The organism is Ruegeria arenilitoris (assembly GCF_013031355.1).
GTDB classification, from domain to species: domain Bacteria; phylum Pseudomonadota; class Alphaproteobacteria; order Rhodobacterales; family Rhodobacteraceae; genus Ruegeria; species Ruegeria arenilitoris_C.
The window spans coordinates 584,344-609,693 of the sequence record NZ_WPZO01000002.1 but is presented as its reverse complement, the minus strand read 5'-3'; the positions used below and the strand labels follow the sequence as shown (position 1 = coordinate 609,693).

Here is a 25,350-nt window from a genome sequence, read left to right as displayed (position 1 = left end):
AAGCCATGGCTCAGCCTTGCCACCCCAATGAGAAAGGTCATCCTCGCATTTCGACGATCTCAGGATGGTGGCCAATGACCACTTTGTCTGCGACGACATTGCTCCGAACCAGGACTTTGGAAGGGGTAGGCTTTGCTCTGCAGAACAATCGTTACTCTACATGGAACACACAGGGTTGCGCCCCGCTTCGGAATCAACTTCGAAGAGTTGAGATGCCACGGTTGCTTCTGGCACAGACAGGCCAAGCGACGCTGTTTGGATCAAAGAACCCCGAGCAGTAACAATATGCGCTTGTTCTTCGTTTCCCGGCTGTAAAGGACGCTAAAATGAACCAAGGATTGGCTCCAAAGACGCGCCGATCCTGCTCAGTTCTGCTGAATGGATTGAGATTGCCATGGACTAAGCGGAGATTTGTTGAAGTGCCTTTGCTTTGGTCGGTAACTATCGGAAAGAGGTCATTCGCTGTAATCGCAAATAGTCACTAGAAAAGTGGAAAGTGCTCTTTGCTATTCCGGCCAAACAGAACTTATCGCGTCTTTGGAAGTTCAAGCGTTAGGCTTGCTCCTTTTACGGCCGGATTGATTAGGATCTGACCTCCGTGGCGACGTGCGACTGCTGAAACGATCGACAAGCCTAACCCGCTTCCGTCGGAGGGTTCTAGTTGAGAAAACCGGCTGAAGGCCGTGTCGCTTTGGTCGGGCGTCAACCCAATGCCGTCATCGGTCACAGTCAGCCGGATCGTATCCTGATCGCACTGCAGCACAACTGAAATGATGCTCAGTTTGGTGCCGCCATGTTTCATCGAATTGTCCAGTAAGTTCTTTATGGCCTCCGCCAGAAAAACTCGATCACCCGCGACCATGATCGACGTATCCGGCATCGTGACCTCGAATTCGACGCCCTTTGCAAGGATGTGAACGCCCATCTCCGCGCAGGCCTCTTCCACGACTGCGCGGAAATCAATTTTCTCCATCTGGTCCTGATGCGTCGGTTGCCTCAACCGCTCAAGAGACAACAACTGCTCGGCGACCGCGGCCGAGTTTTTTGCCGCTGCCACCAACTCCGCGATGCGTTTGTCTCTGTCCGCTTCCGTTTTTGCGTCCCGCAACGCTTCGGCCATCGACTGAACCGCGGCTGCTGGATTTCGTAACTGATGGGCGGCTTCGGAGATGAACACCTGATGGGCGTTTATGCTGGTTTCGACCTGCCCAAACAGCCGGTTCAGGGTTTTTACAATGCCATGGACCTCGACCGGAACCGGGCGTTTGATTTCGCTCAGGTCGTCAGGTGAGCGCAAGTCGATGGCGTTTTGCAAATCCAGCAAGGGCCGCAGACCTCGCGCGACGCCGAACCAGACAACAAAAGCCAGGGTCGCAAGCAAAACACCCATCAAGATCGCTGCTCGGATTGACAGCTCATTGGCAAAGGCATTGCGGTCTGCGATCCGTTGCCAGGCCGTGACCGTCGCATCGCCCACCAGGTTATCCAGTGTGATCCGTTCAGTCATTTTCAGCACACGCACCGGCTCATTACGATAAATTGCTTCAAAAAACTGCGGCTTGTATGCGTCTTGTTCCGACGGGCTCGCGGAGGCTGGAGGATATGCATAACCGGTCACGTAGATACCACCGGGCCCGGTCACGTGATAGAATATCTCTCCGCCCGACGCATCGCGGATCAAGCTGCGCGTGGTAGGCGACAAGGCATCGCCCTCTGAAATCGCCACATCGCGCGAGATCGCCAGACCAGCGGACAACAAGCTGTCGTCAAAAAGCTCTTGCGCCGTTTGCTGTGCAACCGTGTAGCGCCAATATCCAAGCAGTATTGCGATCAGAACCAGCGGCGTCAGGATCAAAATAAAGAGCCTGAGCCGGAGCGAACCATGTCTGATCACTTCTGCACCTCAAGCAGATACCCAAGGCCGCGGGCTGTCTTGATCCTTATGCCCAGGTTCTGAAGGCGTTTACGCAACCGCGATACATGAGGTTCAACGGCTGAGTCTTCGACATCGGCCCCCACGCCGTAGACGTAGTCGGTCAATTGGCTTTTGGGAACAATCCGACCGCGCCGCTCCAACAGGCATTCCAGCACCGCCATTTCTCGGCGCGGGACGTCAAGCACCTGTCCATTTGCGCTGACTTGCCGGGCGGTGCGGTCAAATTCCAGGCTGCCGATGGTTTCGCGTGATCCATAATCCAGTTGTTTGCGGCGCGACATGGCGCGGATGCGGGCCTCCAGTTCGTCCATCTCGAAGGGTTTGACCAGGTAATCGTCTGCACCCATGTCCAGGCCCGACACCCGGTCACTGGTCTCGGAGCGCGCCGTCAGCAAGATGACCGGTACGCTGTCGCCTCGATTGCGCAGGGACCGCAAAACCTCCAATCCCGACTGACCGGGCAGATTGATATCCAAAACAATCAGGTCTGCGCCTTCTTGCTGAAGGTACAGGTCCGCCTCATCGCCATCCGTTAGCACGTCTGCTGCGTGGCCCCGATCGCGCAGACGATAGGCAATAGCGTTGGCGAGGGTTTCGTTATCCTCGACGATGACGATCCGCATCGGGTCTCCTGCAAGTTTCACGCAAGGTTGGCGCTCCATGATTGCCAGATGGGAGGGGGAATCAACCCCACAGTTCTATTTGCGATCACGGTGGCGCGAGAGACGCTGGCGTGGTTGTCTGGTCAACAGGGAGGAACCAATGGCCATTTCCAACTTTACCCGTCGCGCCGTCGTGGGGCTGATCGCCGCCGCCGGTATCGCTGCACCTGCCGCCGCCGAGGTCGATTTCTCGGGTAAGACTATCGAATGGGTCATCCCGTTTTCGGAAACGGGCGGGTCTGCCAAATGGGCCAACTTCTTTGCGCCGCTTTTGTCCGAGGCGCTGCCGGGTCAGCCGACCGTGGTGGTGAAATTCATGCCGGGTGCCGGGTCGACCAAAGGGGCGAACTGGTTCCAGGAACAAAATCATGATGATGGAACGCTGCTGTTTGGCACTTCGGGTTCGACCCAGTTCCCCTATCTGCTGAGCGATCCACGCGTGCGCTATGAATACAATGATTGGATCCCGGTCATGGCATCGGGAACCGGTGGTGTTGCTTATCTGAACGCCGAGGACGGAGCCAAGTTTGATGGTTCCGCAAATGCGCTGAAAGACACCAGCTTCATCTACGGTTCGCAGGGTGCGACCCGTCTGGATCTTGTACCGCTGCTGGCATGGCAAATGCTGGGCATGAATGTCGAGCCAGTCTTTGGCATCAAGGGCCGTGGTGACGGCCGTCTAATGTTCGAACGTGGCGAAGCCAACATCGATTATCAGACCTCGTCCGGGTATTTGGGCGGCTCGGCCCCGTTGGTCGAGGCCGGTCAGGCCGTGCCGATGATGACCTGGGGTGCGCTGGATGCCGCCGGCAACATTGTCCGCGACCCGACTTTCCCGGATATTCCGACGTTCAAAGAGGTCTGCGAAGCCACCGATGGCTGTGAAACCAGCGGTCCGGCCTGGGACGCCTGGAAAGCCTTTTTCGTGGCGGGCTTCCCGGTGCAGAAACTGGCCTTCCTGCCAGGTGACACGCCGCCCGAGGTCGTTGATGCCTATACTGCTGCCTTCCAGGCGGTAACCGAACGGGCCGACTTTGCCGATATCTCCTCAAAGCGTGTGGGCAAGTATCCGGTATTCGTGGGCGATGGGTCGCAAGTCGCGCTGCAAACGGCCACGAATGTCGATGACAGTGCCAAGCAATACGTCCTGAACTGGCTGAAAGAGGCCTACGGAGTCGAGCTGAACTAAGCCGACCTCCTCAGCGCGTGCCCGCCATTGGGCGCGCGTTTTCTGCACACATGACAATTTATGAAAGGCGGCCGCTATGGAGGTTTTCGCCACCGCTGTTCCTGCGCTCAGTGACGCGTGGGGACTCATCCTGCAACCCATCGTTCTTGGCTACCTCGTGCTCGGCGTCGTTATGGGGCTGGCCGTAGGTGTTTTCCCGGGGCTTGGGGGTATCGCTGGTCTGTCCCTGTTGCTGCCTTTCATGTTCGGTATGGACCCGATCCTTGGCCTCGCGCTGATGATCGGGATGGTCGCCGTTGTTCCGACCTCTGACACCTTCGCGTCAGTTCTTATGGGGATCCCCGGCAGTTCCGCCTCGCAGGCCACGGTGCTGGACGGTTTCCCGATGGCGAAAAAGGGCGAGGCCGCGCGGGCGCTGTCGGCAGCCTTTGCTTCATCTCTGTTTGGCGGTTTGGTTGGGGCCACATTCCTGACCATGTTCATCCTGATCGCGCGGCCCATTGTGCTGGCGTTTGGCCTGCCCGAGATGTTGATGATCACCATCCTCGGCTTGTCGATGGTTGCCATCCTGGCAGGACGTATCCCATTGAAAGGCGTCGCTGCTGCCGGCCTGGGCCTGATGGTCGGAACGATTGGCGAAGCAGACGCGGGCGGGTCGCTGCGTATGGCGACCTATGACATTCCCTATTTGACGGACGGTCTGAAGCTGGTCATCGTTGGCCTGGGCATCTTTGCCGTTCCCGAGATCGTCTCGCTGCTGCGGCAAGACCGGTCGATTGCCAAAGGCGCCTCGCTGGGGGCAGGTTGGCTGGACGGTGTCAAAGACTGGGCTGCCAATATCTGGCTGTCGGTCCGCTGTTCTATCATTGGTGTGGTTGTCGGCGTCATTCCCGGTCTCGGAGGGTCGGTGGTCGACTGGATCGCCTACGGCCATTCGGTTCAAACCACCAAGGACAAAAGCAACTTCGGCAAAGGCGAAGTGCGCGGTGTCATCGGGCCGGAAAGCTCGAACAACGCCAAGGAAGGCGGCGGGCTGGTGCCAACGCTGCTGTTCGGCATCCCGGGTTCGGGATCAATGGCGATCTTCATCGGTGCGGTTGCTCTGCTTGGGTCTGGCGATATCGAGGTCGGTCCGAGCATGCTCAAGGACAACCTCGACATCACCTATTCGATTGTTTGGTTGCTGGCGCTGGCCAACGTCGTGGGCACCATCCTGTGCATCGCGGCCTCGGGCGGGATCGCCAAGCTGACCACGATCCGCTTCACCTATCTTGCGCCGTTTCTGTTCATGCTGATCAGCTTTGCGGCCTTCCAGTCCGGTCAGAATTTCGAAGACCTGCTGGCCCTGTTCGTCATTGGCCTGATCGGCATCTTCCTGCGCCGTTTCGATTGGTCGCGCCCGGCCTTCCTGATTGGCTTCGTCCTGTCAAACCCGGTCGAGAAATTCACCAATCAGGCGTTCCAGATCGCCTCATTCCGCTTCCGCAAAAGCTTTGGTGAGGGCATGGAATATGTTTTCAGCCCGATCGTGATTATCCTGATCTTGGTTACTGTGGCTTCGGTCATTCTGGGCATCCGGCAAGCCAAGATGATCATGGCCGAGGGCGAGGTCAAATCGGGCAGCAAACGTGCGCCATTGGTGTTCCTGCTGGTGATCATGGCCTATCTGATCGTCGCATTGGTCAACGCCAACATGATCCCCGACTACAACATGACCGACAAGATCATCCCCCTGGTGATCGGCAGTGTGTCTTTGTTCTGCTGCGTGATCCTGTTGATCCAGATGATGCGGAGACCCGAGGGTGATGCGATCTTTGCCGACAAGGAACTTGCCGGAGAGGATGCCAGTGCGCCGCATGGGCTTTGGTCGACTCTGGCGTGGTTTGCGGGTCTGATCGCGGCCACTTGGGTCGTGGGCTTCATCCTCGCCCTGATCGGGTTCCTGATTGCCTTCTTCCGCATTCGTGCTGGTTCAAGCTGGCAAATGACCCTGATCCTGACTGCCTGTGGCATCGGCTTCATGTGCTTCATGGCAGGCGCACTGAACCGGGATTTCCCGCCCGGTCTGCTTCAGGACATGGTCAGCCTGCCGTGGCCGCTGAAATGAGCGATCCACTAAAGCTGTTATGCCTCGAAGGGGACGGCATCGGGCCAGAGATCATGGCCGCAACACTGGCAGTTTTGCAAGCTGCCAGCCCGGCCCTGAACCGAGAGGTCAAAATCGAGCAGAAGACGATCGGCTTTGCGGCGTTGGAGACCGAAGGGTCCACAATCCCTCAGGCGGTCGTCGATGCCGCCAAGGCCGCTGACGGAGTTATCCTTGGACCGGTTTCGCATAACAGCTATCCGCCGGTCGATCAGGGCGGGCGCAATCCTTCGGGAGTTCTGCGAAAAGAACTGGAGCTTTTCGCCAACCATCGCCCGGCCAGAACGTGGCCCGGATTGGATGCACCGTCCCGCAAGGCGTTTGATCTGGTCGTGATGCGCGAAAACCTCGAAGGGTTCTACGCCGACCGCAACATGTTCGCCGGTGGCGGAGAGTTCATGCCGGAACCAGATGTGGCCCTCGCCTTCAGGAAGGTCACGCGTGCCGCCAGCATGGATATTGCACGAGCCGGGTTCGAGCTGGCCGCGTCGCGCCCCCCCAAACAGGTGACTGTCATTCACAAGGCGAACGTCATGCGCATGACGGATGGCTTGTTCCTCGATTGCACCAGAGCCATGGCCGATACGTTCCCCGGTGTCACGTATGACGAAATGCTCGTGGATGCCGCGGCGGCCCATTTGGTGCGGAATCCCGCGCAGTTCGACGTTTTGATCACCACAAATATGTTCGGGGACATTTTGAGCGACCTGGCCTCTGAACTGGCCGGGGGGTTGGGGTTGGCCGGGTCCTTGAATTTCGGCGCCCGCCACGCTGTCGCGCAGGCACAGCACGGATCGGCCCCGGATATTGCGGGCAAGGATCAGGCCAACCCGGTGTCCCTTGTTTTGTCGACCGAGATGCTGCTGCGGCATCTGGGCGAAACAGCCGCTGCGGACTTGATCCGCGCGTCCGTAGGTATCGTCCTTGCGCTGCCTGAAACTCGAACACGCGACCTGCAGGGGACCCTTGGCACCCATGAATTCACCGAAGTTCTGACAAACCTTGTTGAGGAGGGCCTGAAATGACCCAGACGGCAATTCCGTATGTTTTCATGCGAGGAGGCACTTCGCGCGGCCCGTATTTCCAGCGGTCTGACCTGCCAGAGGACCTAGATATCTTGGCTGAGGTCTTGATCGCGGCAGTGGGTGCCGGTCACCCGCTGAATATCGACGGAATAGGCGGCGGTGCGGCGGTCACGACCAAGGTCGCGATGCTTTCGGTCAGCGAAGATGAGTGGGCAGATATCGATTATTTCTTCGCCCAGGTTTCGGTCGAGGAAAAGTTGGTGGATTTCAAGCCGACCTGCGGGAATATCCTGTCTGGGGTCGGGCCTGCCGCAATCGAGATGGGGTTGATTTCGCCGCAAGGTGATCAGACCGAAATGCGGATTCGAGCCGTCAACACGGGGGCACAAGTGGTCGCCAAAGTGCAGACCCCGGGCGGTGAACTGACCTATGACGGTGAGGCTGAAATTGCTGGTGTTCCGGGACACTCAGCACCGGTGCAACTGAGTTTCATGGGGGTCGTTGGTTCCTCTACAGGTGCCTTTTTGCCCACGGGAAATCTGCGAGACACTGTTCAGGGGATCGAGCTGACCTGCATGGATGTTGCAATGCCCATGGCCATTGCGCGCGCCTCGGATTTTGGTCTGACGGGATATGAAAGCGCAGAAGAGTTGGACGCAAATCGCGCGTTCTTTGATCGGATGGAAGCTATTCGGATAGAAGCTGGCGAATTGATGGGAATGGGGGATGTCTCTCAGTCGGTAACGCCGAAGTTCGGGCTGTTTGCCCCGGCCAAGGACGGTGGAACGATTGCTGTCCGGTACTTCATGCCGTGGAAGACGCACCCAACCATGGCAGTTACGGGGGCGCAATGCATGGCTTCCTGCGCGCTGACGCCGGGAACCGTGGCAGACGGGCTGCTTGAGCGCGCGGTCGCCAGCCCGGCAGAAGTCGTACTCGAACACGCCTCGGGGAAAATCGATGTACTGGTCGATTTTTCAAACGAAGATGGCTTTTCACTGAGTGCCGCTGGCTTGGTGCGAACTGGGCGCAAGCTGGCCGATGGCCATATCTATGTGCCCCAAAGTGTGTGGGATGGGAGTTGATCAGGCCATCCTAATGGTATACAATAGTATACATAAAGGAGGTGATGCCATGGACGATTATTCAGAATGCCTCGACATTGCCCGACAGGAACTCAAGCTGGCACAGGCGGCGCTGCGGCGAGACATGGTGGAATATCCGACACCAATTGCTGTATGCGACGAGCAATTCAATCACTTGCTCGATCAAAGCGAACGTGTTCGCAAAGCACTGGCTGCACTCGAAGCCCCTTGTTTTGTTCCAACGCCAAGAAAGCTCACACCCGGGCGGAGTATTGAAAGCCGATGAAAGTTCACATCCTGGATGACTGGTTTGATACGTTGCGTGGTCTGCCTTGCTTTGCCAAGCTTGCCCAACACGACGTGACGGTCTGGACAGACCACGTTGAAGACATTGCCCAGCTGGCGAGCCGATTGCAGGACGCAGAGGCGGTTGTTCTCTTCCGGGAACGTATCAAAGTGACGCGTGAGTTGCTTGAGAAGTTACCCAATCTCAAACTGATCAGCCAACGCAGCGTGTATCCTCATGTGGATGTACAAGCCTGTTCGGATCATGGCGTTTTACTGTGTTCAAACATGCACGGCGGGACGCCATCTTATGCCGCCGCAGAACTGACCTGGGCTCTTATTATGGCCGGAATGCGAGATTTGCCCACGCAGATGGCTTCTGTCAAAGCGGGGAATTGGCAAGCAGGCGTGGGCAAGACTCTGCGTGGTCGTCAACTCGGGCTTTATGGCTATGGTCGTATCGCTCGCGCGGTTGCAGAATATGCCAAGGCTTTCGGGATGAATGTGGTCTGGTGGTCATCAGATGAAGGCCGCGCCCGAGCACAGGCGGACGGCGCCCCAATTGCCGCCAGCCGCGAGGCATTCTTCGCCGAAAGCGACGTCGTCTCGATTCATGTGCGCCTGAAACCGGGCACGCAAAGGATAGTCACTGCATCTGATTTCGCAACCATGCAGCCAGGTGCGCTGTTTGTGAATACGTCCCGGGCGGGGCTGATCGCACCGGGGGCGTTGCTGGACGCGCTCAATGCCGGTCGTCCCGGAAAGGCGGCAATCGACGTGTTCGACACCGAGCCGCTGACCGATCCTAACGATCCGCTGCTGTCACATCCGAATTTGATCGCGACACCGCATATTGGTTTTGTGACCGAGGACGAGTTCGACCTGCAATTCGCCGATATCTTTGATCAGGTGAACGCTTATGCAGAAGGCGCCCCGGTTCATATGATCAACCCCGAGGTCTGGAGCAAAACGCCGTAGGTGTTCGCGTCGAGGCCGATAGATGTGACCCGGCCTCGAACAATCCGCACCTATTGGCGCGCCGGGATGTGCGGTCGTTCGCGGAAGCGACCGGGCCAGAGGTAGTCTGAGCCGAGCATGAGTTCGTCTTCTATACGTTTCGCAACAGAAGCGTTCATGGATCTGACCTGATGACATGAGATTGCCGGAGCCGGGAGAAGTTGAGCCAATCAGATGCATATGAGAGTTTTCGTGAAACAACTTCCAGGCTCATGATTATCAGCACAGGAATTCGCAGGGCTAGGTGTGTGACCTGTTGCGAGCGTAATCTTCATATACGGAGTACATGCACCGAACACTGAGCGTGGCGAACGACGAGAGCGGCCGTTGAGCCCAAAAAGAACTCCTTCATCCCGGGTTTGTGCGAAGCAAGGACGATACAGTCGATACCATGCTTGTTTGCGTATTCGGTGATCGCCCGCCCGGCAGATTGGCTCTCGAGCAGGACGGAAGCGACCTCGGTCTCACCTTTCAGGCGTTCGGCCAGGCGCGCTTCTGCTTTTTGAAGAGATTTTTGCGCAATCCCTTCGTCCATATAGTACATAATCTGCCTGTTTGGTGGTTCGTGAATATGTGCTGCCGTGATTTTCCCACCTTCGGATACAAGGGCGTGTGCCGCTGAGAGTGCGTGATCACTGATGCCGTGTTCGAGAGACAGCGCGACTAGGATATTTGTATACATTTCAAACCTCTGTTTTTGGTACCCGGTTTTTTTGCTGCGAACTTGTCTCTCCCGGTTCATCTTTGAGAGAGTGCGCCGGCACCCCGAGTCAGAATGGGGTGCGCGCTTCTTTGTTTGCCTTGCGGTTTTGCACTTCCTCGCCGCTACCTGCTGAGCAGGAGGTCCGGCAGAAAGAGAGCCAGCTCTGGTACGAAGGTTGTCAGCATCAGCGTGGGAAGCCAGGCAAAGACAATGAAGATCAAAGTCGGCCACAGCATGCGCGAAACCGGCTCATCACAGACCTGAGCACCAAGATAGAGCAGGGGCGCTGTCGGAGGTGTAATGTTTGCCATCCCCAGGTTCACGCCAATCACAGCCGCAAAATGGATCGGATCCATGCCAGTGCTCTGAGCTATAGGCAGCAGGATTGGTGTAGCCAGAAGCAGACCCGAGATGTCGTCCATCAGCATTCCGATCAGGATCATCACGACGTTGATCATCAAAAGGATCACGATCGGGTTGTCTGACACGGAATAGACCAGATCCTTGGCCAGTTGGGGCGCGCCTTGTGAAATCAGGTTGTCCGACACGATCAGAACCATGAAGATCATGACCATGACCACGCCAATCGTAACGCCTGAGTTCTGGATGGTCTGAGCCAGCGTTTTCCACGTCAGGCCACGATAGAAGTAAATCGCGATCGGAATCGAGTAGACCACGGCGATCCCGGCGGCCTCGGTCGGTGTCATGATCCCGCCATAGATCCCACCCAGAATGATAAGCGGCATCATCAGCGCAGGCCCGGCCAACCGCGCCTGTACTCCGAATGTCGGCAGAAACGGCTTTGGGCGTTCCGTCAGATTGATGTCGTGGTACTTCCGCAGCATGAACTGATTGACCACAATCAGAAGCGTGATCAGGATGATGGCGGGAATGACCGTGGACAAGAAGCATTTCAGCACGTGCTGTTGGGCGACCCAACCATAAAGGATGTGCGACGAGCTGGGCGGGATCAACAGGCCCAGCGGGCTTGCCGCCACGATCAGCGCAGCCGATTGACCGCCCGGATAGTTGGCCTTTTTCAGATGGGGCATCATGATGCCGCCAATACAGGTCAGCGTTGCGTTCGCACTGCCGGAAATGGAGCCGAACACACCGCAGGCCAGTACCCCCGCCGCGCTCAGCCCCCCTTTGATATGGCCAATGAACATTTCAGCCAGCGAAACAAGAGGGGCGGCAATTTTGCCTTTTTCCATGATGCCACCGGCGATCATGAAGAGCGGGATTGCCAAAAGCACCAATGAACGGATGCCCGTAGAGCCGGTCGGCAGGTAGCCGGTGATGGATTGATCTCCAACAATTGCGATGAAAATCAAGACCGATCCGAATGCCACGTAAACGCTAACGCCCAACAGCAGCATAAAGCAGACGATAAGGAGACTTCCTCCGATGATCATTGGGTTTCTCCTTTTTGCATTTCTGATCTCAAGGGAAGGCCAAGCCCCTTGCGGATATGCACGTACAAATATGCCGCCGTGAACGTTGCCATGAGGCCAAAGGCAATCATGATTGCAATCCGCCAGGTCACAAATGGAATGCGCAGCACTGGCGTTGCGCGCAGTCGCGGGAATGAGAAGTCATCGAGCAGCGAAACGTAGCACGCATACATAAGAAACAGGATCACCAGGACCTCGACGGTCAGGACGACAAAGCCGCGCCACCAGATCAATCGAGGGTTTTGGATCACAATGCCCAGAATGTCCGCGTTGATATGCAGGTTGCGGGCAGAGGCCAGAACAGCGCCCGCAAAAAAACCGATGATGCTGATGCCCAGAAGCCATTCTTCGTAGGCGAAGAGATCGCCACCAAATCCGTACCGGATGACAACAACGGCCCCAAATGTGAAGGCCATCAGAAAGCCGGCAAACATGACGATCTGTCTCATGACAAAGGCCACTGCTTTCAGCGGATACCCAATTACAACCGGCAACTCATCGGTGATTTTTTGCGAGCTCTTCTTCTCCGCGCTTTCTACGATCAGTATATGCTCAGCTTCTGAAGCAGACATCTTTCTCCCTCCCTTTGTTGAGCTAAAAACCAAAAAAGGGCCAACTGATTTGCTGGCCCTTCTCTTGGAGTTTATTGTTGCGCTTTAGCTGCCAGCAGACGGTCAATGATGTCCTGACCGACATTTTGCGCCATCGCAGGCCAGACCGTTTCTTGAACATGAGTGGCCATTGCAGCCTGTTCTTCGTCGCTCAGGCGCAGGATGGTGTAGCCTTTGTCGAGCAATTTCTGACCGAAGACTTCGTCGTTCTCACGGTTGTAGGCAAAGAAGTCTTCCGATGCTTTGGTCATTGCGGCCTGCAACGCGGCACGCTGGTCGTCGTTCAATTTGTCGAGTGTCCGTTGCGATGCATAGAACGTTGTCAGTTCCGAGATCGAGTTGTACTCGACGAAGTGAGTGCCAACATCCGACTTTGCGAAGATCGAGTAGGTCGCGGTCTTGGTGCAGCAGATGGCCCCATCGACAATACCAGCCTGAAGTGCGGGGAAGATGTCGCCCCATGCCATGGTTGTCGCCTGGTAACCCAGTTCTTCAACCATCGATTTCACGACACTGGACGACCAGACACGAATATTCATGCCCTTGTCGTCAAAACTGTTCCAGTTCTCGGGCTCTTGCGAGGCAACAATGCCGATGAACCCTTCAGGGTTCTGCGCCATGACGCGCACACCGTATTCGTCGGTGATTTCCTGCAGGATGGTGTTGAACTCGGAATCCATGTTGAGCAGGGTGCTTTCCATGTCATCCCATCCCCCAAGCAGGAACGGCATGGACAGGAACTCAAGACGCGGATCGGTGTCGGCATAGATGAAGGCCGAGGCCAGATCGATATTGCCGCGGGCTACGTCTTCGAACAGCGCCTCACCAGAACCAAGCTGGTTTGCCGGAAAGACTTCAATCGTCAGGCCAACATCTGCAGCTGCCACGTCAGCTGCAACCTGCTCCATCATTTTTGTGCCCTGATGATCGATCGGGAACACGCCGGCAAAGCGCAGTGTCATGTCTTCTGCTGCGACTGATGTTGAGAGTGTGGTTGCAGCAAGCAACACGGCGCCACCCATCGCGCCGAGGGCGCGGCGGTTAATCTTCGTAGTCATTCGGGTTTCCTCCTCAGTGGTGGGTGTCCCGCAGCCTCGTGAACCGCGGGACGTTTCTTTGCTTCAGATCAGCAAAGTTCCGGGGCGATGAACTCGTATCCGAGGTCATCGGCCACAGCCTTGTATGTCACCTTGCCGTGGGCCACGTTCAGGCCGTTCATCAGGTGACGATTGTCCGCAAGCGCCTGCTTCCAGCCATTGTTGGCAATGGCCAGAGCGTGCGGCAGCGTGACGTTGTTGAGCGCGTAAGTCGACGTTCGGGCGACTGCGCCCGGCATGTTGGCGACACAGTAATGAACAACATCGTCGACAACGTAGGTGGGCTCTGCGTGAGTGGTGGCTTTGGACGTTTCAAAGCAGCCGCCCTGATCGATCGCCACGTCCACGACGACCGCACCGGGTTTCATTTTCGAGATCAACTCGCGCGAGACCAGCTTGGGCGCAGCAGCGCCCGGGATCAGAACCGCGCCAACAACCAGATCCGCATTGGTGACTTCTTCCTCCAGTGCAGCTTTGGTCGAATAGACAACCTTGGCCGAGGCCTCGAAGTGGTTTTCCAGCTTCTCCAGAACTGCCGGATTGCGGTCCAGAATGGTCACGTCCGCATGCAGGCCGACAGCCATCTGGGCCGCGTTGAAACCAACGACGCCACCGCCGATGACCACAACTTTGCCGGGCTTTACACCAGGCACGCCGCCCAGCAATACGCCCAGACCGCCCTTGGCCTTTTCCAACGCACTGGCCCCGGCCTGGATCGACATGCGACCGGCAACCTGACTCATCGGTTTCAGCAGGGGCAGACCGCCATTGTCGTCGGTGACGGTCTCATAAGCGATGCAGACCGCGCCCGAGTTGACCAGATCTTTGGTCTGCTCTGGATCGGGGGCCAGATGCAGGTAGGTGTAAAGGATCTGGCCTTCACGCAGCATGGCGCGCTCAACGGCCTGAGGTTCCTTCACCTTCACGATCATCTCGGCATTGGCGAATACATCGGCCGCAGTTGCAGCAATTTCGGCCCCGGCAGCCCGATAGGCGTCGTCATCTGCGCCAATGCCGGACCCGGCATTGGTCTCTACGATGACGTTGTGACCATGCGAGACCAGTTCCGCGACGCTTTCTGGGGTCAGGCCAACCCGATATTCATGGTTCTTGATTTCCTTGGGAACACCAATGAACATGTTCTTCACTCCTTGGACCGGATGATCATTTTACCGTTGGCATGACGAATTCGGCGCCTTCCGAGATGCTCTCGGGCCAGCGCTGCATGATGGATTTCTGCTTGGTGTAGAAACGCACACCCTCTTCGCCGTAGGCGTGCATGTCTCCGAACAGGCTCTTCTTCCAGCCGCCAAAGCCGTGCCAGGCCATCGGAACCGGGATCGGAACATTGACGCCGACCATGCCGACCTGAACCTGCTTGCCAAACTCACGCGCGACATTGCCGTCGCGGGTGAACAGCGACACGCCGTTGCCGAACTCGTGGTCGTTGATTAGTTGCAGACCTTCCGCGAAACTCGAGACGCGGACGCAGGACAGAACCGGGCCGAAGATCTCTTCCTTGTAGATCTTCATGTCGGGGGTGACGTTGTCGAACAGGGTGCCGCCAAGGAAGTAGCCTTCCTCGTGCCCTTCGACGGTATAGTCGCGGCCATCGACCAGCAGATCCGCACCTTCTTCGACGCCAGAGTCGATGTACCCTTTGATCCGGTCCCGCGCGGCTGCGGTGACGATCGGACCCATCTCGGCGTCCAGCTCAAGACCGTTTTTGACCTTCAAGGTTTCGGCGCGTTCTTTCAGGACCGGCATCAGCTTGTCGGCGGCATCGCCGACAAGCAGGGCAACCGAGATCGCCATGCAGCGCTCTCCGGCCGAGCCATAGGCCGCGCCGATCAGTGCGTCGGCAGCTTTGTTCATATCGGCATCGGGCATCACCAGCATGTGGTTCTTTGCGCCACCCAGCGCTTGAACGCGCTTGCCGTGCCGCGCACCGACCTCGTAGATGTAGTTGGCGATCGGCGTCGAACCGACGAAGGAAATGGCTTTGACGTCGTCATCTTCCAGCAACGCGTCCACAGCGACCTTGTCACCCTGAACGACGTTGAACACACCGTCGGGGAAACCGGCCCTCTGCATCAGATCCGCATACAGCAGCGAAGCTGACGGGTCGGTCGGCGACGGTTTCAGGATAAAGGTATTGCCTGCGGCGATGGCGATCGGGAACATCCACATCGGCACCATGACCGGGAAGTTGAAGGGAGTGATCCCGGCGACGACACCCAACGCCTGACGCGTGGTCCAGTTGTCCATACCGGTGGAGACTTGCTCCGTGTAATCGCCCTTGAGGAGTTGCGGAATACCGCAGGCAAACTCGATGATATCAATACCGCGCTCAACTTCGCCTTGGGCGTCGGTGAACACCTTGCCGTGCTCGACCGTGATGGCGCGGGCCAGCTCGTCCTTATGCTCGCGCACCAAGGCCAGGAAGTTGTTCATCAGACGTGCGCGGCGGATCGGTGGGGTATTTGACCACTTGGGGAACGCGGCTTTGGCAGTGGTCACCGCATCGTTCACTGTCTGTACAGTCGCCAGCGACACCTCACCGGTTTGCGTTCCGGTTGCCGGGTTGAAAACCGGTTGGGTCTTTTCGCCGGACGTAACTGTGATTTGGCCATTAATGTAGTGGCCGATCAAAGCGATCGGGGATGCATCTTTCATGATGTCAGTCCTTTTTGGGGTTAGTGGTCAGAGGTTATGGCAAGTCGGCCAATACCTCTCCAAGCGATTGACAGAGGGTCGCTATCTCAGGTTCAGAGATGATCAGTGGTGGCGACAGGGCGATGATGTCCCCGGTGACACGGATCATGATTCCAGCGTCCCAAGCGCGCTTCATGGCGTCATAGCCCCGAGCACCCGGAGCGCCGTCACGCGGCGCGAGTTCGATGGCACCGACAAGGCCCAGATTGCGAATATCAATGACATTCGGCAGGCCTTTGAGGCTGTGCATTTGATCTTCCCAAGGCTGAGACAGCAAGGCAGCGCGGCGGAACAAATCATTCTGTTTGTAGCTTTCCAGAGCCGCCAGCGCCGCGGCACAAGATACAGGGTTGGCGGAATAGGTATAACCGTGGAACAGTTCGATCGGCGCATCGGCGTTTTCCATAGCCGATGTATAGATTTTGTCAGAAACGATCACGGCACCCATCGGGATGACACCGTTGGTCAGGCCTTTTGCCGTCGTGATGATGTCGGGCTTCACATCGAAATACTCCGATGCAGTCGCGGCCCCCAAACGACCAAAGGCGGTGATGACCTCGTCGAAAATCAGCAGAATGCCATGGCGGTCGCAGATTTCCCGTAGCCGCTTTAGGTATCCTTTCGGCGGTAGGAGAACACCGGTAGACCCGGCCATCGGCTCAACGATCACGGCTGCAATCGTCGACGCATCGTGAAGCGCTACCAGTCGTTCCAGATCATCCGCCAGTTCCGCACCGTGTTCCGGGCAACCGCGGGAGAAGGCGTTTTTCTCCAGATCATGCGTGTGACGCAAGTGATCAACGCCGGTCAGAAGCGTGCCGAAATGCATGCGGTTTTTGACGATACCGCCGACTGAAATGCCGCCAAAACCAGTCCCATGATACCCGCGCTCGCGTCCGATCAAACGCGTACGTGCGCCATCGCCGCGCATCCGGTGGTAATGCAGCGCAATCTTGAGCGCCGTATCAACGGACTCGGATCCCGAGTTGGTAAAGAAGGCGTGGTTCATCCCTTCCGGCATCATTGCGGTCAGTTTCCCTGACAGTTCGAACGCCTGCGGGTGGGAGAACTGGAAGTTCGGTGCGTAATCCAGCTCGTGCACCTGTTTCTGTACCGCTTCAACGATAAGCGGATCACGATGACCGGCATTGACGCACCATAGCCCGGCGGTGCCGTCCATGACCTTTCGGCCGTCGGAACTGGTGTAATACATCCCCTCGGCCGACTGGATCATGCGGGGCTCGCGAAGGAAATCACGATTGGCCGAAAACGGCATCCAAAACGATGACATTGTGTTAGGTTGATCGAGCACGTTCATTCCTCGTGAAGCAGATTTTTATTTGGTGCCAAATCCTTGCAGAGTTCAGGCCTTCCGCACACCCGGCTTTGTGGGTTTCTGTAAGTCATTGAAAAACAGACCCGCCCCTCCTAAAGTGCTTTCGATCAAAAGCAGGAAATCACGATGGCTGACTCTTCGACATCTGATCTGGAAACTGCCCGGCGGTTACGGTTGATTCGAACCTCAAAGGGCCTCAGCCAGCGCGAGATGGCCAAACGTGCAGGAGTAGGTAGCGGGACGATTTCCCAGATCGAAAGCGGATCAACTCAGCCTTCCGTGGCACTGCTCAAGAAGATCCTCGCGGGCGTTGATGTCAATCTGGGGTTCTTTTTCAGCTTCGAGCTCAAGAACGAGGACAGCTTCTATTTTCCCCACAGCAGCATGCGCGACCTTGGATCAACAGGTGTTTCCTATCTTCTGGTCGCGGGTGAGCGCCGAAATCGGAAGTTGCAGATGCTGATAGAGGAGTACGATGTCGGTGCTGACTCGGGTCGGGCTGAACTGTCTCACGAAGGAGAGGAATGCGCGGTCGTGATAGAAGGCCGTCTTGAAGTGACGGTAGATGGGCAGTCCAGGGTGCTCGGTCCCGGAGACGCATACTATTTCTCGAGTATTTTGCCGCACAGGTTTCGGAATGCCGGGGAAACGCCGTGCAAAGTTATTAGCGCTTGTACTCCTTCGTCGTTCTGACTGAATCACACGAGCTCGGCATTAGGTTTGTTCTGTATTTCGTGAGCGGAGCACATCCGACGATCGTTTCAGAACGCGAAATGAAATCGACTTTCACAAACCTGAACTGGTTGTCGCCCTCGGCAATTCCGAACGTCGAGTCCATTGCCGGTTTCGTACTAGCAGCGAATGGCGGCAATTTGGGCCGCTTACTGCGCCTCTTCAGGTCAGGCTGTTCTTTAACGCTGCGATGCATCCGATGTCCGCGCATAGCCTAACGCTGAATTTTTGCTAGTCCGTACGAGACAGGCTTCAAGAGGTTGGAACGGGCTAGAATTTCCGCCGTCGGGCTTATCGCCTAGCTTAGGTTCACACCGGCTTCCTGGATGATCCAATCCCGGAATGCCTTTAGTTGCACTTGCTCCATCGCATCTGGAGGGTAGACCAGATGGTAGGAGCGCGTTGGTGTGAAATCTTCGCGGAAGGGTCGGATCAGTTGCTGGGACCGCAGTTCATCTTTGATGAGCGGCAATAGTCCGAGCGAGACACCCTGACCCGACAACACCGCCCTGAGTAGAACACTGGAATCGTCAATCACCACTCCGGACAGGTGGCCTCCGGTGTCGATGCCCATGGATGCGAACCACTCCAACCAGTCAAACTGGTCCTTCCAATGCAAAAGCGGCAGGTCAAGCAAATCCTTTGGCTCGCTCGGTAGCGCCGCCCCGCCCAGAAGATTGGGGCTGATCACCGGTGAAGTTTCGAACTGCAGCAGAGGTTCGGACGCCAGCCCCGGCCAGCGACCGTTGCCCCAGGCAAGCATCAAATCCGTCTGCCCGTCTGAAAACTCAACGCCGCCTGGGGAATACTGCAGGTGCAACCCGGTTTCGGGAAAACGCTGCCAGAAACTGTAAAGCCGCTTGGACAGCCATTGCGAGCCGATCAAGGCGCCCACGCCCACGGTGATCGAGGCTCGGTTGGCGGTATGGCGTGTGTCCCGAACGGCTTTGTCGAGCCGGGCAAAGATACTGTCGCAGGCCTCGGCGAACAGGCGTCCGGCCTCAGTCAGGGTGACCGACTGGGCGTTGCGGTCAAACAACAGGCAGCCCAGATACCCTTCCAGGGTTTTGACCTGCGAACTGACAGCCGTAGGGGTAACGCCCAGCTCGGCTGCCGCGCGTTTGAAATTCTGGAACCGCGCGGCCATCGCAAAGGTTCGCACCGCCCCCAGCGGTATCTGATCGGTGTGGTCCGACATGATTAGGACAAGCTCAAGTTACCCTAGGCATAGTGGTTTTTTATCTTTGCAAAGAGTGGAGAGCAAGGCAGTCTTTTGCTTCACAGGATGCAAGCAACATGTCGCGGCCCCGTCGCCCCGGCAGCAGCGGAGGTAGAATGTCGCGCAACACCCCCTTGGCCGCACGCTACTACACGCAACCAAAATTCTTCGAACTCGATAAGGAAAAGGTTTTTTTCCGCACATGGCAATGTGTCTGCCATGTGTCAGAGATTGCGGATCCCGGCGACTTCAAGACCTTCACTATCGTCGACGAGGACGTTTTCGTCATCCGCACACCCGAGGGGCAGGTCAGTGCGTATTACAACATTTGCCGCCACCGGGGGCATCCGCTGGTCGAAGGTTCGGGCAAGGGCAAGCGGGTTTTGGTCTGCCCGTATCACGCCTGGACCTATGAACTGAACGGCAGGCTGCGACGCGCGCCGGGCTCGGTTGAAAGAGATGGGCTGAGCTGCGACCAGATCAACCTGCGCACAATCCGGGTCGAGGAGTTTTGCGGCTTCATCTTTATCAATCTCGATCAGGACGCAGCGCCAATGGGACCGGAACTGGAGGATTACCGCCAGAACCTTATGAGCTTTCACCCAGACCCGACCCAGCTAAAATTCGTTTGCGAGACCGAGATCGTGCATTCCAGCAACTGGAAGCTCTCAGTCGAGAATTACAATGAATGCTACCATTGCCCGACCGTGCACGCGAGCTCGCTGACTCATGGGGTGCTTGAGATGGAAGGATACACAACCATCCCCAAAGGCAAAACGATCTGGCACGATGGTAAGGCGCAGACTCGGAATGAAAAGCAGTATGATTTTGACGTGACCGCCAGCCCGCGGGCGGGCGATTACGGGGCCTATTGGATCTTTCCCAATGTCTCGATGTGCTGTTACCCAGGCGGTTATTTCACCATTCGCCAATTCCTGCCCGTAGCCTGGAACAAAACAATCTATCGCTACCGCTGGTTTTCCAGCGGCGACATCGCCGATGAGGACGTGATTGCGCTGATGCAGAAGCACAAGGAAACCACCGGAGCTGAGGACGAAGTCGTCGTTTCGAAGATACAAAAGGGTATGCAAAGCCGCGCTTTCGAGCCCGGGCCATACGTGATCGGCGACGGCTGCGGTGCGATGAGCGAGGTGGGCTTGCGCCATTTCCACAACCTCTACCGCGACGCGCTGGGGGAAGAGGCATGAACCATACCGTCCGCCAGGAACTGGCCGCGCTCTACCGTCTGGCTCATCACTATGGTTGGACCGACCTGACCTCGACCCATATCTCGGCACGCCTGCCCGACGATCCGGGGCATTACCTTTTGAACTCGCATGACCTGATGTTTGACGAGATCACGGCCACGAACCTGACCCGCATGTCCTTTGACGGGAAGGCGGTGGATGATCAGCCGGGCAGCGGGCGGATCGTCAATCTGGCCGGGCACATCATCCATTCAGGCATTCTGGCCGCGCGGCCCGAGGTGAACTTTGTGATCCACAGTCATACACGCGCAGGCGTGGCGGTGTCGGCTATGCCCGAGGGGCTCATGCCTCTATCGCAACACGCGGGCTTTGTGCTGGGCACGCTGTCGAGCCATCCTTACCAGGATTCGACCGTTGTCGCGGACGAGGGCGTGCTGCTGGCCGGTGATCTGGGTGAAAACTACGCAATGCTGTTGCAGAACCATGGGCTTCTGGTGGTCGGACGCACGGCTGCCGAGGCATTCCTCTATCATTATTACCTTGAAATGGCCTGCAAGATTCAGGTGGATATCCTGGCGGGCACCGACCGGCCGATAGAAATCACCCCCGACGCCATGACGGCGCTGCATGATTGGGGGGCACCGGAAAACGGGCCGCATGGCGACGTGCAATGGCCGTCGCTCATGCGCATGTTGGACCGCACCGTTCCGGAGTATCGCGGATGAGGGGCGCCGATCTGATCCAGACCCTGCGCGAGGGTGCTTTGCTGACCGTGACCATCAACCGGCCGGACAAGGCCAATTCGCTGACGACCGAGATGTTGGTCGCCCTGCGCGACATCTTTCGCGCCAGCAGTCAAGACGACACCTTACGCGCTGTCCTGATCACCGGGGCAGGGGGGCGGGTGTTCTGCGCGGGTGCGGATCTGAACACGCTCTATGATGAGACCGATGGCCCCGACCCATGGGATGAAATGGCCCGCGCGCTGCACGCGGTGCCAGTGCCGACTATCGCGGCGATAAACGGTCCCTGCATAGGCGGCGGTCTGACACTGGCACTGGGTTGCGACATGCGTTTTGCAGGACCCAAGGCGCGGTTCTCCTACCCGGTGCTGAAGAACAATGTTCTGCCCGGGCAGTATGATGTAGATCGGTTGCGCGCGCTGATCGGCCAAGGACGCTGTGCTGCGATCCTGTTGGGCGGAGATGTGTTAGGCGCTGAAGAGGCCGCCGCCTGGGGGCTAGTGGACCGATTGGTAGAGCAGAGCGACCTGATCGGCGCTTGCCGCCACCTCTGCGCCACCGCGTTGGCTGCAGAGGGCGCCCATCTGAAAACACTCAAGTCCATGCTGAGAGGTGCCGCATGAAAGGTATCCGCATTGTCGACATGACCTCGGTTCTGTCCGGCCCATTCTGCACGTGGCTGCTTGCAAGCCTCGGCGCCGATGTGATCAAGGTGGAGAACCCGAACGGGGACCTGGCCCGTACCACGCCGCCTTTCGAGGACGAGATCAGCCTCTATTTCGCCTCGCTCAACCGCAACAAGCGCTCGGTGAAGCTGGACCTGAAGACGGACGAGGGTAAAGAGGCACTGCACAAGCTTCTGGCGACCGCAGACGTCTTTGTCGAAAACATGCGCCCCGGCGTGCGTGACCGTCTGGGGTGCGGTGACGCGGATCTGAAACGTATCAACCCGCGCTTGATCTCTGCCTCGATCAGCGGGTTCGGGCAAACCGGCAGCCTGTCGCACCGTCCAGCCTATGACATCGTGGTCCAGGCGATGAGCGGCATGATGAGTATCAATGGTGAGCTGGGAGGTGATCCGACGCGGGTGGGCTTTTCCGTCGGTGATATCGCGGCCGCGCTCTTCACTACCATCGGCATTCTGCAACGGTTGTACGAACGTGACGCCCAGGGTGTGGGAGAGACGAGCCATCTCGACGTTTCTATGCTGGCTTGCCAATGGGTCTGCCTGGAAAACGCCTTTGCACGTTATTTGAACGCAGGAATCGTGCCGGTGCCAATCGGCTCGCGCCACCCGTCAATGACGCCGTTCGAACCCTATCCAACTGCCGACCGGGATATTGTCATCGGGCTGGGCAGCGACAAGGACTGGCCGCGGTTTTGCGAAGCCATCGGGTATCTTGAACTGCTGGAGGATGCCCGGTTTCAGGGTGACGAGGCGCGGCTGGCCAATCGCGACGCGCTGGACGAGGTTCTGGGTGCCCACCTGAAACAGAAACCTTCGGCGCATTGGATCAAGGTTCTGATCGACAACGCGATCCCATGTTCGGTGGTTGAGACTATCCAGACCATCGCCGACAATCCGCTGTCCGAGGAATACGCGGCCTTTTCCACCGTAAACGCGAAAGGGCGCGACATGCGCTTTGCCCGCAATCCCATCGCTGACCTCGATCTTCAGGAAAATGCTGCACCGGAGTTGGGGCAGCACACAGTAGAGGTCCTATCCGAGCTGGGCTATGACGCCGATGCAATCGCGGCCCTGACCAGCTAACGCCTCCAACAGGAAAGACCCATGCCTGAATTCCAGTCCGCCGATGGCCTGACCCTCTTTTATGAAGACACCGGGGCCGGCGCGCCCATTCTGTTCGTACATGAATTCGGCGGTGACTATCGCAGTTGGCACCGGCAGGTGCCGGTCCTTTCGCAGTCTTTCCGCTGCATCGCCTACAGCGCGCGCGGTTTTCACCCGTCGGCGGTGCCCGAGGATCGTGCGCAATATGGCCAAGCACAATCAACCGGCGATGTGTTGGCGCTGATGGATCACCTGGAGCTGGAAGCGGCGCATCTGGTCGGTACCTCCATGGGCAGTTTTACCAGCCTGGATTTTGCGCTGACCCATTCCGACCGTGTGCTCAGCGTGACCTTGGTTGGCAACAGCTCTGGCCCACGGGACGATGCCGAGCGCACGCATTATCGAGAAAACTGGGTCGGTCACGAAATCGCCCTGCGCGAGGCACGCGGTGGCGCGGGCGCCGTTGCGGTACTGGAGGATGATCCGGCCTATCAGAGTTTCCAGAATAACGACCCTGAAAGTTGGGCTATTTATACCGACAACTTGCGGGGCCAATCCGCGACAGGCGCCGTACATGTGCTGTCGACCCTGCATTGGAACCGGCGTTCGCTATTTGACGATCAGGCTCGATTGCAAGCCTTCGATCGACCGGTCCTGCTGGTGACGGGCGATGATGATTACTATCTGGTCGGCGAAACCAACGCGTTCCTGCAAGACCTTCTGCCCGATGCCACCTGGCACCGGTTTCCCGAAACAGGTCATCTGGTCAACATTGAACGGGCAGCTGAGTTCAACCAATTGCTGGCAAAATTTGTCGGCATGGTGAAATGACCATATGTCAAACGCGAATACCGAAGCGGCGGAGCATCAATTGCCAGTTCCCGGAATCATGGACGAGATGGGTCAGTAGCCGTTCATCCACCGACAATTAAACCTATTCGGGTAAGATCTGTAACCGCCCCAAAGGTGCAAGAAACGCATTGAAAACCTATGGTTGTGCCAAGCTGCAAAACAAACTTGGCCAAGACCAAAATCTTCCGGTTTGACGATTCTGGCAGGGATTAACCAAATGGTGCCACTCATGGACACATCATCAAGAGGGCAGCGCATGTCTCAGCACCGTAATCAGATTGGTTTCCCGCAACATGGCAAGCCTGCCAAGGATATCCTCAACGCTATGGATGCCGCGCGGGTTGGAGATTGGGATTGGTTCTCTCTCAAAAACCTGACGGCCTCTTACTATGGCGGCAGTGATGTGGCGGACATTGCCAAGGACGCTTTTGTCAAACATATCGGTGACAACGTTGTTCACCAAACCGGCCTGCATCCATCGGTTCGGAAATACGAAACCGAAGTGATCGAGATGGTGAAAGAGCTGTTTCATGCCCCTGAGAATGCAGCTGCAACAATCACGACCGGTGGGTCGGAATCCATCATCCTGGCCCTGAAAACTGCGCGTGACCGGGCGCGTGAGCTCAAGGGGATCACCGAACCCAATATCATTGTGCCTCAGTCGGCCTACGCTGTGTTCAACAAACTGAGCCATTTCCTGGGGATCGAAGTCATCCAGATGGACAAAAGCCCAGACTACAGGGCTGACGTGGCTGGTATGAAAGCTGCCATCAACGAAAACACGATCATGTTGGTTGGCTCTTGCCCGCCGTTTCCCTTGGGCGTTGTGGACCCAATCGAAGAGATCGCCGCCATCGCCCAGGAACACGAGCTGTGGATGCATGTCGACGCATGTATCGGTGGCTTCATGCTGCCGTTCGCAAAAGAACTGGGCTACGACGTCCCGAATTTTGACTTCTCGGTACCCGGTGTGACCTCAATGTCAGCAGACTTCCACAAATACGGGTACAGCTATCGCGGGTGTTCGATCCTGGTTCTGCGTGATGCGGAATTGGTCAACTGGCAGGGTTTCGAGGTCGCGAACTGGAATGCAGGTGACTATTACTCGAAGAACACAGCTGGCTCGCGCAACTCCGGTCCGATTGCTTCGGCCTGGGCCGTGTTCAACTACCTTGGCCGCGAGGGATTTCTGCGCGTTACCAACGACGTTATCAAAGGTCGCGAGGCGTTCTGCAACGGGATCAACGCCATCGATGAACTGGAGATTCTGGGTACACCACAGGGCCCCCACTTTGCCTTCAAGGCGGACGGGCTGAACATTCTTGCCATTGCGGATGGTCTGATGGATCGTGGCTGGGCAATCAATATCGGTAGCAAACCGGACGCCATTCTGCTGATGGTATCTTGCCACCACCATGAAATTGCCGACGATTTCCTGAGCGACCTGCGAGACGTGGTCGAAGCAGTCAAATCCGGAGAGATCAAGGCAAAGGGCGAAGAAGAGATCTACGGAATCTACTGATGTGCTCAAGGGAGGGTATGT

Annotated in this window: 23 protein-coding genes; 13 read left to right on the top strand and 10 right to left on the bottom strand. The window is 57.3% G+C overall.

Annotated features, from left to right (window positions below; translation table 11 throughout):
• Positions 1 to 526: 526 nt before the first annotated feature.
• A complete protein-coding gene (locus tag GOX63_RS08435) occupies positions 527 to 1,894 on the bottom strand; it encodes a sensor histidine kinase (RefSeq protein ID WP_367646740.1) in 1,368 nt (455 codons plus the stop codon).
• On the bottom strand, positions 1,891 to 2,559 hold the full coding sequence (locus tag GOX63_RS08430; RefSeq protein WP_170327528.1) for a response regulator transcription factor: 669 nt from the start codon (positions 2,557 to 2,559) through the stop codon (positions 1,891 to 1,893). Before GOX63_RS08430 ends, GOX63_RS08435 begins: the two co-directional genes overlap by 4 nt.
• 139 nt (positions 2,560 to 2,698) lie before the next feature.
• On the opposite strand from GOX63_RS08430, the gene GOX63_RS08425 reads away from it, so the two are divergent.
• From GOX63_RS08425 to GOX63_RS08400, 6 genes are all read left to right on the top strand, one after another.
• Positions 2,699 to 3,787, top strand: a complete 1,089-nt coding sequence (locus GOX63_RS08425; protein ID WP_170545486.1) for a tricarboxylate transporter — start codon at positions 2,699 to 2,701, stop codon at positions 3,785 to 3,787.
• A gap of 76 nt (positions 3,788 to 3,863) precedes the next feature.
• A complete protein-coding gene (locus GOX63_RS08420; protein WP_170327526.1) occupies positions 3,864 to 5,894 on the top strand; it encodes a tripartite tricarboxylate transporter permease in 2,031 nt (676 codons plus the stop codon).
• The gene (locus GOX63_RS08415; protein ID WP_170327525.1) at positions 5,891 to 6,958 is read left to right on the top strand and encodes an isocitrate/isopropylmalate dehydrogenase family protein; all 1,068 of its coding nucleotides are present in this window, start codon (positions 5,891 to 5,893) and stop codon (positions 6,956 to 6,958) included. Before GOX63_RS08420 ends, GOX63_RS08415 begins: the two co-directional genes overlap by 4 nt.
• On the top strand, positions 6,955 to 8,043 hold the full coding sequence (locus tag GOX63_RS08410) for a 4-oxalomesaconate tautomerase (RefSeq protein ID WP_170327524.1): 1,089 nt from the start codon (positions 6,955 to 6,957) through the stop codon (positions 8,041 to 8,043). Before GOX63_RS08415 ends, GOX63_RS08410 begins: the two co-directional genes overlap by 4 nt.
• A gap of 49 nt (positions 8,044 to 8,092) precedes the next feature.
• On the top strand, positions 8,093 to 8,329 hold the full coding sequence (locus GOX63_RS08405; protein WP_170327523.1) for a hypothetical protein: 237 nt from the start codon (positions 8,093 to 8,095) through the stop codon (positions 8,327 to 8,329).
• Entirely contained in the window at positions 8,326 to 9,306 is a 981-nt protein-coding gene (locus tag GOX63_RS08400; RefSeq protein WP_170327522.1) for a D-2-hydroxyacid dehydrogenase family protein, read from the top strand. The genes GOX63_RS08405 and GOX63_RS08400 overlap by 4 nt, the downstream gene beginning before the upstream one ends.
• 310 nt (positions 9,307 to 9,616) lie before the next feature.
• Here GOX63_RS08400 and GOX63_RS08395 read toward each other — a convergent pair whose 3' ends face one another.
• The 7 genes from GOX63_RS08395 to GOX63_RS08365 form a co-directional block, all read right to left on the bottom strand.
• Positions 9,617 to 10,027, bottom strand: a complete 411-nt coding sequence (locus GOX63_RS08395) for a universal stress protein (protein WP_170327521.1) — start codon at positions 10,025 to 10,027, stop codon at positions 9,617 to 9,619.
• 143 nt (positions 10,028 to 10,170) lie between these two features.
• A complete protein-coding gene (locus tag GOX63_RS08390) occupies positions 10,171 to 11,463 on the bottom strand; it encodes a TRAP transporter large permease (RefSeq protein ID WP_170327520.1) in 1,293 nt (430 codons plus the stop codon).
• Positions 11,460 to 12,074, bottom strand: a complete 615-nt coding sequence (locus tag GOX63_RS08385) for a TRAP transporter small permease (RefSeq protein WP_254435893.1) — start codon at positions 12,072 to 12,074, stop codon at positions 11,460 to 11,462. The genes GOX63_RS08390 and GOX63_RS08385 overlap by 4 nt, the downstream gene beginning before the upstream one ends.
• Before the next feature lie 71 nt (positions 12,075 to 12,145).
• Positions 12,146 to 13,135 (bottom strand): TRAP transporter substrate-binding protein DctP, encoded by a 990-nt coding sequence (dctP, locus tag GOX63_RS08380; protein WP_170327557.1) that lies wholly within the window; start codon positions 13,133 to 13,135, stop codon positions 12,146 to 12,148.
• A gap of 104 nt (positions 13,136 to 13,239) precedes the next feature.
• Entirely contained in the window at positions 13,240 to 14,349 is a 1,110-nt protein-coding gene (gene ald, locus GOX63_RS08375; protein ID WP_170327519.1) for an alanine dehydrogenase, read from the bottom strand.
• A gap of 25 nt (positions 14,350 to 14,374) precedes the next feature.
• A complete protein-coding gene (locus GOX63_RS08370) occupies positions 14,375 to 15,886 on the bottom strand; it encodes a CoA-acylating methylmalonate-semialdehyde dehydrogenase (RefSeq protein ID WP_170327518.1) in 1,512 nt (503 codons plus the stop codon).
• Positions 15,887 to 15,920: 34 nt separating this feature from the next.
• Complete coding sequence (locus GOX63_RS08365; protein WP_170327517.1) at positions 15,921 to 17,243, bottom strand: aspartate aminotransferase family protein; 1,323 nt, start codon at positions 17,241 to 17,243, stop codon at positions 15,921 to 15,923.
• Between the two features lie 144 nt (positions 17,244 to 17,387).
• On the opposite strand from GOX63_RS08365, the gene GOX63_RS08360 reads away from it, so the two are divergent.
• On the top strand, positions 17,388 to 17,954 hold the full coding sequence (locus GOX63_RS08360; RefSeq protein WP_170327516.1) for a cupin domain-containing protein: 567 nt from the start codon (positions 17,388 to 17,390) through the stop codon (positions 17,952 to 17,954).
• 337 nt (positions 17,955 to 18,291) lie between these two features.
• Here the strand turns inward: GOX63_RS08360 and GOX63_RS08355 are convergent, their stop codons facing one another.
• On the bottom strand, positions 18,292 to 19,191 hold the full coding sequence (locus GOX63_RS08355) for a LysR substrate-binding domain-containing protein (RefSeq protein WP_170327515.1): 900 nt from the start codon (positions 19,189 to 19,191) through the stop codon (positions 18,292 to 18,294).
• 137 nt (positions 19,192 to 19,328) lie between these two features.
• Between GOX63_RS08355 and GOX63_RS08350 the strand changes: the two genes are divergently transcribed.
• From GOX63_RS08350 to GOX63_RS08325, 6 genes are all read left to right on the top strand, one after another.
• Positions 19,329 to 20,420 carry an aromatic ring-hydroxylating oxygenase subunit alpha gene (locus GOX63_RS08350; protein ID WP_170327514.1) on the top strand — a complete coding sequence of 364 codons (1,092 nt, stop codon included), beginning with the start codon at positions 19,329 to 19,331 and terminating at the stop codon, positions 20,418 to 20,420.
• Positions 20,417 to 21,145, top strand: a complete 729-nt coding sequence (locus GOX63_RS08345; RefSeq protein ID WP_170327513.1) for a class II aldolase/adducin family protein — start codon at positions 20,417 to 20,419, stop codon at positions 21,143 to 21,145. The genes GOX63_RS08350 and GOX63_RS08345 overlap by 4 nt, the downstream gene beginning before the upstream one ends.
• Entirely contained in the window at positions 21,142 to 21,786 is a 645-nt protein-coding gene (locus tag GOX63_RS08340; RefSeq protein WP_170327512.1) for an enoyl-CoA hydratase/isomerase family protein, read from the top strand. Before GOX63_RS08345 ends, GOX63_RS08340 begins: the two co-directional genes overlap by 4 nt.
• The gene (locus GOX63_RS08335) at positions 21,783 to 22,934 is read left to right on the top strand and encodes a CaiB/BaiF CoA transferase family protein (RefSeq protein WP_170545484.1); all 1,152 of its coding nucleotides are present in this window, start codon (positions 21,783 to 21,785) and stop codon (positions 22,932 to 22,934) included. Before GOX63_RS08340 ends, GOX63_RS08335 begins: the two co-directional genes overlap by 4 nt.
• Before the next feature lie 21 nt (positions 22,935 to 22,955).
• Positions 22,956 to 23,786, top strand: a complete 831-nt coding sequence (locus GOX63_RS08330) for an alpha/beta fold hydrolase (protein ID WP_170545482.1) — start codon at positions 22,956 to 22,958, stop codon at positions 23,784 to 23,786.
• A 277-nt stretch (positions 23,787 to 24,063) separates the two neighbouring features.
• Complete coding sequence (locus GOX63_RS08325) at positions 24,064 to 25,329, top strand: pyridoxal phosphate-dependent decarboxylase family protein (RefSeq protein WP_170327509.1); 1,266 nt, start codon at positions 24,064 to 24,066, stop codon at positions 25,327 to 25,329.
• Positions 25,330 to 25,350: the final 21 nt, after the last annotated feature.

What these genes read in the sequence shown, in the direction of transcription:
- GOX63_RS08430 (WP_170327528.1), bottom strand. Translation starts at nt 2,559, where the DNA reads ATGCGGATCGTCATCGTCGAGGATAACGAAACCCTCGCCAACGCTATT.
- GOX63_RS08425 (WP_170545486.1), top strand. Translation starts at nt 2,699, where the DNA reads ATGGCCATTTCCAACTTTACCCGTCGCGCCGTCGTGGGGCTGATCGCC.
- GOX63_RS08420 (WP_170327526.1), top strand. Translation starts at nt 3,864, where the DNA reads ATGGAGGTTTTCGCCACCGCTGTTCCTGCGCTCAGTGACGCGTGGGGA.
- GOX63_RS08415 (WP_170327525.1), top strand. Translation starts at nt 5,891, where the DNA reads ATGAGCGATCCACTAAAGCTGTTATGCCTCGAAGGGGACGGCATCGGG.
- GOX63_RS08410 (WP_170327524.1), top strand. Translation starts at nt 6,955, where the DNA reads ATGACCCAGACGGCAATTCCGTATGTTTTCATGCGAGGAGGCACTTCG.
- GOX63_RS08405 (WP_170327523.1), top strand. Translation starts at nt 8,093, where the DNA reads ATGGACGATTATTCAGAATGCCTCGACATTGCCCGACAGGAACTCAAG.
- GOX63_RS08400 (WP_170327522.1), top strand. Translation starts at nt 8,326, where the DNA reads ATGAAAGTTCACATCCTGGATGACTGGTTTGATACGTTGCGTGGTCTG.
- GOX63_RS08395 (WP_170327521.1), bottom strand. Translation starts at nt 10,027, where the DNA reads ATGTATACAAATATCCTAGTCGCGCTGTCTCTCGAACACGGCATCAGT.
- GOX63_RS08390 (WP_170327520.1), bottom strand. Translation starts at nt 11,463, where the DNA reads ATGATCATCGGAGGAAGTCTCCTTATCGTCTGCTTTATGCTGCTGTTG.
- GOX63_RS08385 (WP_254435893.1), bottom strand. Translation starts at nt 12,074, where the DNA reads ATGTCTGCTTCAGAAGCTGAGCATATACTGATCGTAGAAAGCGCGGAG.
- dctP (WP_170327557.1), bottom strand. Translation starts at nt 13,135, where the DNA reads ATGGGTGGCGCCGTGTTGCTTGCTGCAACCACACTCTCAACATCAGTC.
- ald (WP_170327519.1), bottom strand. Translation starts at nt 14,349, where the DNA reads ATGTTCATTGGTGTTCCCAAGGAAATCAAGAACCATGAATATCGGGTT.
- GOX63_RS08370 (WP_170327518.1), bottom strand. Translation starts at nt 15,886, where the DNA reads ATGAAAGATGCATCCCCGATCGCTTTGATCGGCCACTACATTAATGGC.
- GOX63_RS08365 (WP_170327517.1), bottom strand. Translation starts at nt 17,243, where the DNA reads ATGAACGTGCTCGATCAACCTAACACAATGTCATCGTTTTGGATGCCG.
- GOX63_RS08360 (WP_170327516.1), top strand. Translation starts at nt 17,388, where the DNA reads ATGGCTGACTCTTCGACATCTGATCTGGAAACTGCCCGGCGGTTACGG.
- GOX63_RS08355 (WP_170327515.1), bottom strand. Translation starts at nt 19,191, where the DNA reads ATGTCGGACCACACCGATCAGATACCGCTGGGGGCGGTGCGAACCTTT.
- GOX63_RS08350 (WP_170327514.1), top strand. Translation starts at nt 19,329, where the DNA reads ATGTCGCGCAACACCCCCTTGGCCGCACGCTACTACACGCAACCAAAA.
- GOX63_RS08345 (WP_170327513.1), top strand. Translation starts at nt 20,417, where the DNA reads ATGAACCATACCGTCCGCCAGGAACTGGCCGCGCTCTACCGTCTGGCT.
- GOX63_RS08340 (WP_170327512.1), top strand. Translation starts at nt 21,142, where the DNA reads ATGAGGGGCGCCGATCTGATCCAGACCCTGCGCGAGGGTGCTTTGCTG.
- GOX63_RS08335 (WP_170545484.1), top strand. Translation starts at nt 21,783, where the DNA reads ATGAAAGGTATCCGCATTGTCGACATGACCTCGGTTCTGTCCGGCCCA.
- GOX63_RS08330 (WP_170545482.1), top strand. Translation starts at nt 22,956, where the DNA reads ATGCCTGAATTCCAGTCCGCCGATGGCCTGACCCTCTTTTATGAAGAC.
- GOX63_RS08325 (WP_170327509.1), top strand. Translation starts at nt 24,064, where the DNA reads ATGTCTCAGCACCGTAATCAGATTGGTTTCCCGCAACATGGCAAGCCT.